Genomic DNA, 12,596 nt, shown 5'->3' on the forward strand with positions numbered 1-12,596 from the left:
CTTCCCCAGCGCCGAGTCATCGATCTCGACCGAAAATCGCCGAATTTCCGGTCGGAAGTGATGACTCGGCGCGCGGGGTGCGGGGGCTGTCCACAGGTGGAGGCTCGGGGGTGGCGGCCCGGCAGGGGGTCGGGGACAGTGTGGGCATGGCAGCGATCCCCTCCCCCGAGCCACCCCGGGCCGACGTCGACGCCCTGACTCGCGCCGAAGCCCGCCTGCGCGGCGTCCCGGAGGCGCTGCTGCGTCGGCGCTCGACGGTGCGCCGGGATCCGGGGATCTACGCCCCGCCCGGCCACGAGATCACCGCGTGGGACGTGGTCGCCGCTTTGGCCCGGGCCATCCCGGGATCCGCGATCAACGGGCTCAGCGCGGCCCGGCATCACGGCTTCCGATTGCCGCGGCACCTGCAGGAGGATGAGACCCCGCACCTGAACACCCCGCCGCTGCGCTCCCCCGTCCGACGCCGCGGCCTGCGCAGCACCCAGTACGCCTACGCCGCCTCGGATCTCACCCGCACCCCGGAGGGCCTGGCCGTCACGACGCCGGAGCGCACCCTCTACGAGATGAGCCTGCGCCTGGGCCATGAGGATCTGGTGGCCGCCGGGGACGGGATCCTGAACACCCACGCGGACGGGTACGACGCCGGCCGCCCGCCGCTGTGCACCCCGGAGGATCTGCGTCGGTACCTGCGGGCCCACCGGGGCGCGCGGGGCATCCGCGCCTTCGACCGGGCCGTGGCGAGGATGCGCCCGGGATCGGATTCCCGCCCGGAGACCTTCCTGCGCCTGGCCTGCGAGGATCACGGCATCGACGGACTGGTCCCGGGATTCGCCGTGCGCAACACCCGGGGGATGCTGCTCTTCCAGGCCGATCTCGCCCTGCCGAGGCTGCGGCTGAGCATCCAGTACGAAGGCGCCCACCACGACCGGCCCGAGCAGGTGCGCCGCGACGTCGAGCGGGCCCGGCGCACGGCCGAGGCCGGATGGGTCGAGGTGCGCATCACCGCCGCCGACCTGCGCGAGGCGGTGTGGTGCGCGGGATCGCGGATGCCGCGCGCCGTCGCCATCATCCTCCGCGCGATCCGCGACCACGACGCCGCAGCCACCCCCAACGACGCCGAGTCATCGATCTCGACCGAAAATCGACGGATTTCCGGTCGGAAGTGACGACTCGGCGCGGGGAGCGGGGTGATGCGGGGGTCAGCTGACCTCGGCCAGCAGCTTGGCGCGCAGCTCGCGGCGCTCGCGCTGCTGATCCGGGTCCGGCAGGGGCACCGCGGCCAGCAGGCGCTGGGTGTACGCCTCGCGGGGGTGGCGCAGGATCTGGTCCCGCGGCCCCTGCTCCACGATCTTCCCGTGCTGCATCACGCAGATGTGGTCCGCCAGGGCGTCGATCACTGCGAGGTCGTGGGTCACGAACAGGCAGGCGAAGCCCATCTGCTCCTGCAGCTCCTTGAACAGCTCCAGCACGCGCGCCTGCACGGAGACGTCCAGGGCCGAGGTCGGCTCGTCGGCCACCAGCAGCTTGGGCTTCAGGGACAGGGCGCGGGCGATGCCCACGCGCTGCTTCTGCCCACCCGAGAGCTCGTGCGGGTACCGGTTGCGGTAGGAGCGGGGCAGCTCCACCTGATCCAGCAGGGTCTCGATGCGGTGCTGCAGCTCAGCACCCTTGGCGACCCCGGCCAGGTACATCGGCTCGCCGATGGACTCGCCGATCGGCAGGCGCGGGTTCAGGGAGGAGGAGGGATCCTGGAAGACCATGCCGACGTCCTTGCGGACCTGGTTGATGACCCGGCGCCCGGCGCCCTTCAGCTCCTGGCCGGCCACCACCAGCGACCCCTCGGCCACATCCAGCAGCCCCACGGAGGCCCGCCCGATCGTGGACTTTCCGGAGCCGGACTCCCCCACCAGACCCACGACCTCCCCGGCGTGGATGCGCAGATTCGCGCCCTCCACCGCCCGGAAGGCCGGGACCCGGCCCTGCTTGGGGTACTCCAGGGCCACGTCCTTCAGCTCCAGGACGGTCTCGCCCTCGCGGGGCGAGGCCACCTGCTGCAGCTCCACGGTGGCCGGGCGGGTGCCCTCCGCCGCGTCGTCCAGGGCTGCGTTGACGTCGACCTCCTCGCCCTCGCCTTCGCCCAGGTGCAGCACGGCCGCCAGCAGGGCCTTGGTGTACTCGTGCTGGGGGTTGCCGAAGACCTCGTGGATCTCCCCGGTCTCCACGATCCGCCCGCGGCGCATCACCGCGACGCGATCGGCCAGGTCCGCGACGACGCCCATATCGTGGGTGATCAGGATGATCGCGGAACCCAGCTTCTTCTGCAGGTTGCGCATCAGGTCCAGGATCTCCGCCTGCACGGTCACATCCAGCGCGGTGGTCGGCTCATCGGCGATCAGCAGCTTGGGGTCGGTGGACAGGGACTGCGCGATCATCGCGCGCTGGCGCTGACCGCCGGAGAGCTGGTGCGGGAAGGAGTCGAAGGCCTTGACCGGGTCCGGCAGCTCGACGAGCTGGAGCATCTCCAGGGCGCGCTCCTTGGCCTGGGCCGGGGAGATCTCCCGGTGCAGGCGCAGCGTCTCCACGATCTGGTCCCCCACCGTGTACACGGGGTTCAGCGCGGTCATCGGCTCCTGGAAGATCACGGCGACGTCGTCGCCGCGCACCTTCAGCAGCTCGCTGTTGGACTGCCCGATCAGCTCCTCGCCGTTGAGCTTCACGGAGCCGGTGACCTTCGCATTGGAGGGCAGCAGCCCGATCATGCCCATCGAGGAGACGGACTTGCCGGAGCCGGATTCCCCGACGATGGCGAGCACCTCTCCGGCGTCGACGTGGTAGCTGATGTCCGTGGCGGCCGGCACCCACTGGCGGTCGACGCCGAAGGCCACGGACAGGTCCTTCACCTCCAGGACGCGCCCGGTGGGGTTGCCGACGACGGGCTGGGACCCGGTCTTGGTGCGGCGCCACGGGATGGCTCCGGTGCGGGGCCCGGAGCGGCGGGCGGCCCGTTCGGCGGCGCGCCGCTCGGTGCGGGTGGCGGGCCGCTGGGCGGCGGCGTCCTGGGCGGAGTCCTCGGCGGGGGTTCCGCTGGGGGTGTTCTCGGTGGTCATGGGAGCTCTCTCCTACGGGTGGAGCCGACCGGCGCGGCGGTGGCCGGGGCGGGTCGGGTCTGGGACGATGTGGGCATGGCGACGAGATATCTGCGGGAGGAGGGGGCGACCCTGCGCTCCCGTCCCATGCTGGTCCTGGTGGTGCTGGTGGAGCTGGTGCTGGCGGGGCTGCTGATCAGCGTGACGGTGCACGACGGCGCCGCGGCCGGGCTGCGGGCCTTCGGGCCGTGCGCGTTCCTGGGCTACCTGATCTGGTGGTTCCTGGCCTGGCCGTGCGTGCGGCTGAGCCAGGAGGAGATCACCGTGGTCAACCCGGTGCGCACGCACCGACTGGGCTACTCGGACCTGATCGACGTGCAGACCCGGTACGGGCTGCACCTGGTGACCCGGCACCGGCGCATCCAGGCAGTAGGCGCACCCGCCGGCGGGGCGGCCACCGCGGTGTGGGGGCAGCGCACCGCCCACATGCCGGATGATCCGCACCTGGGCTTCCGCGGCGAGGGCGCGAGCCTCATGCCCAGCGACCTGCGCTCCACCGCCTCCGGCCGGGCCGCGGAGGTCATCCGCGGCCACTGGCAGGAGCAGGTGGAGGCGGGGACCCTGCGGGAGGAGGCGGAGCCGGTCAGCACCGCCAACACCACCCAGCTGGTGATCCTGGCGGTGCTCGCCGCGGCGGCCGCGGCGGGCCTGCTGCTGTGAACGCATCGACGCTCTCCGGTTCCTAGGCGTTCTTGCCCGGTCCGGCGTCGCGCACCGGCTGCTCGCTCTGCAGATCCACGTCCACGCGCCCGTCCGGGTCCAGCCCGTTCTCCGCGGAGTGGGCGGTCACGGTCTTGGCGCGGCGCGGGTTGAACTTCTTCTGCCGCGGATCGAAGGCGTCGCGCAGGCCGTCGCCGATGAAGTTGATGCACAGGCAGATCACGACGATGAACAGGCCCGGGTACCAGAACAGCCAGGAGCGGGTCGAGAACGCGGACTCGTTGGCGCTGATCAGGGAGCCCAGGGACACGTCCGGGGACTGCACGCCGTAGCCGATGTAGGACAGCGAGGTCTCGATGAGGATCGCCGAGGCCATCAGCAGGGTCACGTTCACGATGATCACCCCAACCGCGTTGGGCAGGATGTGCTTGAAGATGATCCGCGGGGCGGAGGCCCCGGCCAGGCGGGCGGCGTCGACGAACTCCCGCTCGCGCAGGGTCAGGAACTCTCCGCGCACCAGGCGGGCCAGGCCCGTCCAGGCCGCCAGGCCGATCAGCAGCGCCAGCGCGGTGATGCGCTGCGGGCCCTGCGGCAGGTGGCTGATGACCATCTGCCCGAGGACCGCGGTGAGCACCAGCAGCGGGATGATGATGACGATGTCGGTCAGACGCATCAGCACGGCCTCGACCCAGCCGCGGAAGTACCCGGAGACGCCGCCGATGACGACGCCGATCACCCCGGCGACCAGGCCGACGATGACCATCACGAACAGCGAGGTCTGCGTTCCGCGCATGACCATGGCGAACAGGTCGCGCCCGGTGGTGTCCTGCCCGAAGGGGTGCTCACCGAGATGGAAGAGCCCGATGGTGGGCTTGCCGCCGTTGGTGACGGGCATCATCTCGGAGTAGTCGTACTTCCACCAGCCGGGGATCGGGCCGAAGCCGATCGAGGAGTACGCCAGGACGATGATCAGGAACAGGATCACCAGGGAGGCGATGGCCCCGCTGTTGCCCATGAAGCGCTTGCGGACGATCTGGCCCTGGCTGAGCCCCTTGGTCTCCGCGTCGGGCTGGACCTCCTCCAGGCGCATCTCGCGGGTCTCGGTGGTCGGCTCCTTCGGCTCCGGAGCCTGCGATGCATTCGTGGCGCTCATGCTTTCACCCTCACGCGCGGGTCGAGGACCGAGTAGAGCAGGTCCGCGACGAGATTGAAGACCATGGCGGTGATGCCGGTGATCAGGAAGAAGCCCATGATCGGGTAGATGTCCAGCTGGCCCAGGGAGTCGTTGAACAGGTTCCCCATGCCCGAGAAGCCGAACACCTTCTCCGTGATGACCGCGCCGCCGATGATGCCGCCGATGTCGAAGGCCACGAGGGTGGCCAGCGGGATCAGCGCGTTGCGGAAGGCGTGCTTGACCACCACGGAGCGCTCCGAGACGCCCTTAGCCCGGGCGGTGCGGATGTAGTCCTGGGACATGATCTCCAGCATCGAGGCTCGGGAGTACCGGGAGTAGGAGGCCAGGGCCAGCAGGGTCAGGGCGATGGTCGGCAAGATGAGGTGGGTGTAGCTGTCGATCCCGGTGATCCAGAAGTCCCCGGACATGCCGGGAGTCGCGGAGTTGGCGGTGGCGATGGGCCGTCCGGAGATCCGGCCGTCGCGCATGTACGCGGGCCAGGACTGCATGAACCGGTCCAGCACGACCAGGCCCGCGACGATGAAGGCGGTCCACATGGCCACCTTGACGGACTGGCCGAGGTCGTAGGTCTTGCGCAGGCGTCCGACGACCCAGCCGATGCCCGCCCCGATGAGCAGGGTGAGGATGCCCAGCAGGAGCATCATCAGCCAGGTCGCGCGGTTCAGCAGCGGCTGGATCGGGAAGTAGAGGGCCAGACCGACGATCACCGAGGCCAGCCCGGCGTAAAGAGCTGTGCGGTTGCGCAGCCCGGCTAGGAGGAAGGTGAAGGCGACCGCGGTGAGCACCCCGAGGATCGCGATTAGCGGCAGCCCCAGGGAGGGCCGGGCGAACCAGCGGGTCACGCTGAGGAAGATCAGGATTCCGAAGGTCAGCGCGAAGCCGAAGATCCCCAGCAGGATCCTGGTGCGCATCCTGCCGTAGGAGGCGAGGAACCAGATGATCCCGGCGACGAGCCCCACGGCCGCCGCGCTGGCCACTCCGATGGTGGGGTTGCGCAGGAAGTTGTTGAAGCCGATGGCCCCGTACTGCTTGAGCAGCACCGCGATCCAGAAGGAGGGCAGGGAGTAGCAGACGAAGGCGAGGAAGGTGATGCCGTAGTCCAGAGTGGAGTACTGCCGCAGCGCGGCGACCACACCGAGGGCCACGCCGATGATGATCGCCAGGATCGTGGCGGCGGTGATCAGGGTCAGGGTCTGCGCGATCGCGCCCTTGAGGGCGTCGGTCACGGCCTGACCCTGGAAGGTGGTGCCCAGGTCGCAGGTGGTGCCCAGCGGGTTGAGGCAACCCAGGGCCCCGCCGAGCCACATGAAGTAGCGCGGGATCAGGGGAACGTCCAGATGCAGGGCCTTCTCACGGGCGAGCATCTGGGACTGGGCGGTGGGCGAGGGGTTCTCGCGGAACTCCTGGAGGGGGTCACCGGCGTAGGTGACCAGAACGTAGACGAGGAACGTGGCGGCGAACAGGATCAGTACCGCGGCCACGAGCCTTCGGACGGTGTACATCAGCATGGCGGCATCCGTGGGGTGGGAGGGAAGCGGGCATCGCAAGCGCGATGGCGGGCGTCAGCGGCGGCTTCTCGCCGGTGACGCCCGCCCGGTGCGGCCGGGCTCCCTGGGGTGCCGGCCGGTTCGTCACGTGCTCGCGACGGTGCGAGGTGGGTTCAGGACGGGATCAGTTTTTGATGTCCCACTTCTCGACGTTCCACCACACCTGGGTGCTTCCGGGGTTGAAGGTCACGTTCTCCACGTTGTCCTTCACTCCCACGACGCCGGCCTGCTGGAACAGGGGGAGGCCGTAGGAATCATCGAACAGATCCTTGTCGATGCCGATGGCGAGGTCCTTGACCTTGGCATCGTCCCCGACGGTGGTGCGGATCTCGTCGGCCTTCTTGTTGACGTCCTCGTTGTCGTAGCCGTTGTAGTTGCCGCCACCGCCGGCCGCGAAGATCTGCCCGTAGGAGGAGTGGCCCACACCCGGGGAGGTCCAGCCGAACAGGGAGGCGTCGTAGTCACCGCCCGGCAGCTTCTTCGACCAGTCCGCAGCACCCAGGTCCTCCACGTTGAACCCGGCCTTCTTGGCGGACTCCTGGATCATCTGGAAGATGTCCGCGCGAGCCTTGTTGCCGGAGTTGTACAGCAGGCGCACGGTCGGGGTCTTGCCGCCGAGCAGCTCCTTGGCCTGGCTGATGTTGGCGTCCATGTCCGAGGAGGGGAACTCGCTGGAGTCGTTCTTCTCCACCGCGTCCTTGTACTCGTCCTGGGAGCTCACGTAGACCTGGGAGTCCAGGACCTCGGCGTCGGAGTTCATCGGCTTCATCAGCTTGTCCACGATGGACTGGCGCGGGATGGTCAGCAGGAAGGCCTTGCGGGTGTTCTCATCCTTGAACACGTCGGAGTTGAAGTTCAGGTCCACGTGGTCGTAGAGCAGCTGATCCCCGGTGAGGGTCTTGACGCCGTCGGCGTCCTTGAGCTGCTGGATCGTGTCCACGTTCGCCTGCGGGGAGATGACCTGCACCTCGCCGTTATTCAGGGCCTGGAGCTGGCCGTTGGCGTCGCCGATGGAGCGCATGGTGATCTCGTCGATCTTGGGCGCATCCCCGGTGTACTTGTCGTTCTTCTCCAGGGTCACGGACTGGTTCTCGACGATGTCCTTGATCTTGTAGGGGCCGCTGGCGACCAGCAGGTCCTTGTCATCGGGCATCTTGGTGGTGTCGAAGCCGGTGTTCCAGGCATCCGCGATCTTGGACAGCTGCTCGTTCTTCTCGCCCGGCTTGGCGGAGGTCAGGGTGTTCACGAGGTCGTCCTCGCTCATCCCGGCCTTCTTGGCGACCACGTGGGCGGGCAGGCGGACGTCGAAGGCGGTCTCCCAGTCGATGTACGGCTTGGAGTAGGTCAGGGTCATGGTGCGCCCGTCATCGCTGAACTCCGGCATGCCGGTCAGGCCCAGGCCCTCGCTGTCCCCGGCGTAGTCGAAGAACTGCTCGCCGTTCTCGCCCTCGCCGTTGAAGTGCCCGGACTGGGAGGCCCAGGCCAGCAGCAGGTCGCCCTTGTCGATCTTGTTGCCGTCGGACCACTGCTGGTCCTCGTTGACCGTGTACTTGACCTTCAGGGGGTTGTCGGAGATCTTCTCGAAGCTGCCGAAGTCGTCGTTGTGCTTGACCTCGAGCTGGTCCGTGATCGAGTAGAAGCCGTTGTGGGTGGCCGTGGCGATCTTGCTGTTGATGTCCGTGTTGCCGGACGAGGAGTCGGTGTTCAGGGACGAGAAGGTGTTCAGCTCGGCCACCGAGATGGACTTGGTGGAGCCGCTGTCCCCGTCGCCGCCGTTGTCGGTCGATGCGCAGGCGGAGAGGGCGAGGGCGGAGACCGCCGCGACGCCGAGGGCCTTGGAAATGCGGGAGAAGCGCATTTCGCCTCCTAGAGGGGTCGTACGAAGTGACTCGTGGTGGGTGTGCCGCATCCGCCGTCGGCGGTCCATCCCGTGGCTCGGCGGTGGCCGATGCCATATGAAGGGCAACACATGTGTGAGTATCGTAAACCAACTTCGTTGCCGGCGTGTAACCGGCGACGTTCGCATGTCGCCTCGGCGTCATCCGACGTCCCCGGCGACGCCGAAGGGCCCGCCGGCGCCCTCCCCCGCTGGGGTGGGCGACGGCGGACCCTTCGGACTCACCGGCGGATCAGGCGCGTCGGGGTCGGATCAGGAGTCCGATCCCTGCTCACGCTGCTGACGGCGACGCCGGGTCCGCTCCCCCGGGCACGCCACCTGGGTGCGCCGGGCGAAGGTGGAGGTCCAGTCGTGATCCACGGAGGGATCGTCGGGGCTGGCCGCCACCGTCGCGTTGCGCTCGCCCAGCTGCTCCTCCAGCTGCGCGAGGTTCTCCACCATGCGCCCGTTCACGGTCTCCGAGATCTCCTCGGTGAGCTCCTGGCGCACCTGACGCCGCTGGGCGCGCACGTACAGGTTGTGCTCCTCGCTCAGCGACTTGAACAGGGAGATGCACATCAGGCAGATCACCACGGAGAACGGCAGGGCCGTGAGGATGGAGACCGTCTGGATGGCGTTCAGCGAATCCGTGCCGCCCGCCCACAGCAGGGCGGTGGCGGTGCCGCCGGCCACGAACACCCAGAACACCCGCACCCAGGTCTTGGGGTTGGGTGAACCGGAGGAGGAGATCATGCCCAGCACCAGCGCACCGGAGTCCGCCGAGGTCACGAAGAACACGATGATCAGGATCACGCAGCCGATGATCAGGGCGGTGGAGGCCGGCAGGTCCTGGAGCATGGTGAACAGCACCGAGTCGCTGGACAGGTCGGCCAGGCCGCCCTCGCCGAACAGCTCCTGGTGCAGGGCGGTCCCGCCCATCACGGCGAACCAGAAGAAGGACATCGCGGCCGGCACCAGCAGCACCGCGAAGACGAACTCGCGCACGGTGCGCCCGCGGGAGACGCGGGCGATGAACATGCCCACGAAGGCGGACCAGGAGATCCACCAGCCCCAGTAGAACGTGGTCCAGGCGCCGACGAAGTCCTCGCCCGCCTGCCCGTCCAGGGCGAAGGTGGAGAAGGTCATCTGGATGACGTTCTGCAGGTACGCGCCGATGGACTGGACGAACTCGCGCAGCAGGAAGATGGTGGGGCCCATGATCAGCACGAACAGCACGATCACGGCGGCCAGGATGAGGTTGCCGTTGGACAGCCACTTCATGCCCTTCTCCAGGCCGGTGACCACGGAGAACAGGGTCACGGCGGAGAGCACCACGATGATGAGGGTGTAGCCCCAGTTGCTGGTCAGGTCCACGTGCAGGAAGCCCATGCCGGAGGCGATCTGCATGACGCCCAGGCCCATGGAGGTGGCCACGCCGAACAGCACGCCCACCAGGGCCACGACGTCGATGACGTCACCCCACACGCCGTTGATGCGCTTGCCCAGCAGCGGCTTCAGGGCGAAGCGGATGGACAGGGGCATCTTCTTCCGGTGCGCGGCGTAGGCGATGGCCATGCCGACGATCACGTAGATGGCCCACGGGTGCAGGCCCCAGTGCAGGAAGGAGTAGGACATGCCCGCCTGGGCCACCTGCTCCCGGGTGCCGGTGACCTCGGGGGCCGGGTCCAGGTAGTGCGCCAACGGCTCGGAGGCGCCGTAGAACACCAGGCCGATGCCCATGCCGGCGGCGAACAGGAAGGCCAGCCAGGTCATGAAGGAGTAGTCCGGGGTGGAATCATCCGGGCCGAGCTTGATGTCGCCCAGCCGGGAGAAGCCCAGGTACAGCGCGAAGATCACGAACACGGCGACGATGGCGGTGTAGTACCAGCCGAAGTAGCCGATGACGTCGGTCTGCAGGGCGGAGAAGACCTCGTTGGCCTGCTCGGGGAACGCCAGGGTGATGCCGATGAACAGGGCCATGAGCACGGCCGCCGGGATGAACACGCGCTTGTCGATGTTGCCGCGCTTCATCTTCTCGGCCAGCCGGTCGGGCACGTCGCCCACGCTCAGGTCGGGTTTGCGGGTGAGGAAATTAGCCATGGAGCACCTGTATTCGCACCTCGAGGTTCAGGATCGATGGAGGATGGACTGCCGCACCCGCCCCGCGGGGCGCGCGAGCGCCCCTCGCGGACGCAGACGGCGCGCCGATGCCCTGCGGGCACGGGCGACGACCGCCCGATACGCGGGTGGGTACCGAACTACGGTAGCCAACCATCAGCAGGCTTCCAAACGTCCGCCGGAAAGGGTGAGCAAACTCGCCCCGCTCCCGCGCCTCGCCCGAGACACGTCATATCCGGCACCGGATCCGTGCGTCGGGGCCTCCGCGGGAGGACAATGGCCCCATGAGCGATAACCTTCCCGACATCACCCAGTCCTCCGCCTGGCAGGCCCTGGCCGAGCACCACCGCGAGCTGACCCCGGACCTGCGGGGCTGGTTCGCCGAGGATCCCGAGCGCGCCGAGAAGCTCACCGTCACCGCCGGGGACCTCTACGCGGACCTGTCCAAGAACCTCATCACCGAGCGGACCCGGGACCTGCTGCTCCAGCTGGCCCGCACCGCCGACGTCGAGGGCCGGCGCGATGCCATGTTCTCCGGTGAGCACATCAACGTCACCGAGGACCGCGCGGTGCTGCACACCGCGCTGCGGCGCCCCGAGGGCGCCTCCCCCGCCCTGGAGGTGGACGGGCAGAACGTGGACGAGGACGTGCACGCGGTGCTCGCCCGCATCTATGACTTCGCGGACCGGGTGCGCTCCGGGGAGTGGACCGGGATCAGCGGCAAGCGCATCGAGACCGTGGTGAACATCGGCATCGGCGGCTCGGACCTGGGCCCGGTCATGGTCTACGAGGCCCTGAAGCCCCTGGCCCAGGATGGCCTGTCCGCCCGCTTCATCTCCAACATCGACCCGACCGACGCCGCGGAGACCGTGGCGGACCTGGACCCGGAGACCACGCTGTTCATCGTGGCCTCCAAGACCTTCGGCACCCTGGAGACCCTGACCAACGCCCGGGTGTGCCGCACCTGGCTGCTGGAGCGCCTGCGCGAGTCCGGCGCCCTTGACGGCCAGGACGACGCCGCGGCGGTCGCCAAGCACTTCGTGGCCGTGTCCACCGCCCTGGACAAGGTGGAGGCCTTCGGCATCGACCCCGCCAACGCCTTCGGCTTCTGGAGCTGGGTGGGCGGGCGCTACTCCGTGGACTCCGCGATCGGCACCATCCTGGCCGTGGTGCTGGGTCCGGACGTCTTCGAGGAGCTGCTGGCCGGCTTCCACACGATGGACGAGCACTTCCGCACCGCAGCACCCGAGGCCAACCTGCCGCTGCTGATGGGCCTGATCAACGTCTGGTACGTCAACTTCTGCGGCGCGGACTCCCACGCGGTGCTGCCCTATGACCAGCACCTGCACCGCTTCCCCGCCTACCTGCAGCAGCTGACCATGGAGTCCAACGGCAAGTCCGTGCGCTGGGACGGCTCCCCGGTGACCACCGAGACCGGGGAGATCTTCTGGGGCGAGCCCGGCACCAACGGCCAGCACGCCTTCTACCAGCTGATCCACCAGGGCACCCGCCTGATCCCCGCGGACTTCCTGGCCTTCGCCGAGCCCGCGCACCCCACCCGCGACGGCGACGCCGACGTGCACGAGGTGTTCCTGGCGAACTTCTTCGCTCAGACCAAGGCCCTGGCCTTCGGCAAGACCGCCGAGGAGGTGCGCGCCGAGGGCACCGAGGAGTCCGTGGTGTCGGCCCGGGTGTTCTCCGGCAACCGCCCGACCACCTCGATCATGGCCCCGAAGCTGACCCCGTCCGTGCTGGGCCAGCTGATCGCCCTGTACGAGCACATCACCTTCGTGGAGGGCACCATCTGGGGCATCGACTCCTTCGACCAGTGGGGCGTGGAGCTGGGCAAGCAGCTGGCTCAGCAGCTCACCCCGGCCGTGGCCGGAGACCGGGAGGTCCTGGCCGAACAGGACGCCTCCACCCGCGGGCTGATCGACTACTATCTGAACCACCGCAAGTAATCCCGGTCACCCCCGGTGGACGACGGCGGCCGGTCTCGCAGCAGCGCGGGACCGGCCGCCGGCGTCTGCCGGAGGAGGCGCAGAGAAGGCCCC

At 68.8% G+C, this 12,596-nt stretch carries 8 protein-coding genes; 3 read left to right on the forward strand and 5 right to left on the reverse strand.

Annotated features, from left to right (window positions below; all coding sequences use genetic code 11):
* Positions 1-146 precede the first annotated feature (146 nt).
* Positions 147-1,166 (forward strand): hypothetical protein, encoded by a 1,020-nt coding sequence (locus AC0VXQ_RS07340; RefSeq protein WP_129357411.1) that lies wholly within the window; start codon positions 147-149, stop codon positions 1,164-1,166.
* Positions 1,167-1,199: 33 nt separating this feature from the next.
* Here AC0VXQ_RS07340 and AC0VXQ_RS07345 read toward each other — a convergent pair whose 3' ends face one another.
* Positions 1,200-3,107 carry an ABC transporter ATP-binding protein gene (locus tag AC0VXQ_RS07345; protein WP_224799742.1) on the reverse strand — a complete coding sequence of 636 codons (1,908 nt, stop codon included), beginning with the start codon at positions 3,105-3,107 and terminating at the stop codon, positions 1,200-1,202.
* A gap of 75 nt (positions 3,108-3,182) precedes the next feature.
* Here AC0VXQ_RS07345 and AC0VXQ_RS07350 point away from each other — a divergent pair, with 75 nt between their 5' ends.
* Positions 3,183-3,806, forward strand: a complete 624-nt coding sequence (locus AC0VXQ_RS07350; protein ID WP_129357409.1) for a PH domain-containing protein — start codon at positions 3,183-3,185, stop codon at positions 3,804-3,806.
* A gap of 22 nt (positions 3,807-3,828) precedes the next feature.
* Here AC0VXQ_RS07350 and AC0VXQ_RS07355 read toward each other — a convergent pair whose 3' ends face one another.
* The 4 genes from AC0VXQ_RS07355 to AC0VXQ_RS07370 all read right to left on the reverse strand — a co-directional run bounded on the left by AC0VXQ_RS07355 (position 3,829) and on the right by AC0VXQ_RS07370 (position 10,524).
* Positions 3,829-4,959, reverse strand: a complete 1,131-nt coding sequence (locus tag AC0VXQ_RS07355) for an ABC transporter permease (protein WP_404817463.1) — start codon at positions 4,957-4,959, stop codon at positions 3,829-3,831.
* Positions 4,956-6,509, reverse strand: a complete 1,554-nt coding sequence (locus tag AC0VXQ_RS07360) for an ABC transporter permease (RefSeq protein WP_224799743.1) — start codon at positions 6,507-6,509, stop codon at positions 4,956-4,958. Before AC0VXQ_RS07360 ends, AC0VXQ_RS07355 begins: the two co-directional genes overlap by 4 nt.
* A 163-nt stretch (positions 6,510-6,672) precedes the next feature.
* On the reverse strand, positions 6,673-8,406 hold the full coding sequence (locus tag AC0VXQ_RS07365; protein WP_224799744.1) for an ABC transporter family substrate-binding protein: 1,734 nt from the start codon (positions 8,404-8,406) through the stop codon (positions 6,673-6,675).
* A 291-nt stretch (positions 8,407-8,697) separates the two neighbouring features.
* Positions 8,698-10,524: a BCCT family transporter gene (locus tag AC0VXQ_RS07370; RefSeq protein WP_224799745.1), complete on the reverse strand. Its 1,827-nt coding sequence runs from the start codon at positions 10,522-10,524 to the stop codon at positions 8,698-8,700.
* A gap of 302 nt (positions 10,525-10,826) precedes the next feature.
* Between AC0VXQ_RS07370 and pgi the strand changes: the two genes are divergently transcribed.
* Positions 10,827-12,503 carry a glucose-6-phosphate isomerase gene (pgi, locus tag AC0VXQ_RS07375; RefSeq protein WP_061225076.1) on the forward strand — a complete coding sequence of 559 codons (1,677 nt, stop codon included), beginning with the start codon at positions 10,827-10,829 and terminating at the stop codon, positions 12,501-12,503.
* Positions 12,504-12,596: the final 93 nt, after the last annotated feature.

This window comes from Rothia sp. QJM3NY_36 (assembly GCF_056173115.1).

Bases quoted from the DNA above. Each gene is read 5' to 3' on its own strand.
- AC0VXQ_RS07340 (WP_129357411.1), top strand. From the start codon at position 147: ATGGCAGCGATCCCCTCCCCCGAGCCACCCCGGGCCGACGTCGACGCC.
- AC0VXQ_RS07345 (WP_224799742.1), bottom strand. From the start codon at position 3,107: ATGACCACCGAGAACACCCCCAGCGGAACCCCCGCCGAGGACTCCGCC.
- AC0VXQ_RS07350 (WP_129357409.1), top strand. From the start codon at position 3,183: ATGGCGACGAGATATCTGCGGGAGGAGGGGGCGACCCTGCGCTCCCGT.
- AC0VXQ_RS07355 (WP_404817463.1), bottom strand. From the start codon at position 4,959: ATGAGCGCCACGAATGCATCGCAGGCTCCGGAGCCGAAGGAGCCGACC.
- AC0VXQ_RS07360 (WP_224799743.1), bottom strand. From the start codon at position 6,509: ATGCTGATGTACACCGTCCGAAGGCTCGTGGCCGCGGTACTGATCCTG.
- AC0VXQ_RS07365 (WP_224799744.1), bottom strand. From the start codon at position 8,406: ATGCGCTTCTCCCGCATTTCCAAGGCCCTCGGCGTCGCGGCGGTCTCC.
- AC0VXQ_RS07370 (WP_224799745.1), bottom strand. From the start codon at position 10,524: ATGGCTAATTTCCTCACCCGCAAACCCGACCTGAGCGTGGGCGACGTG.
- pgi (WP_061225076.1), top strand. From the start codon at position 10,827: ATGAGCGATAACCTTCCCGACATCACCCAGTCCTCCGCCTGGCAGGCC.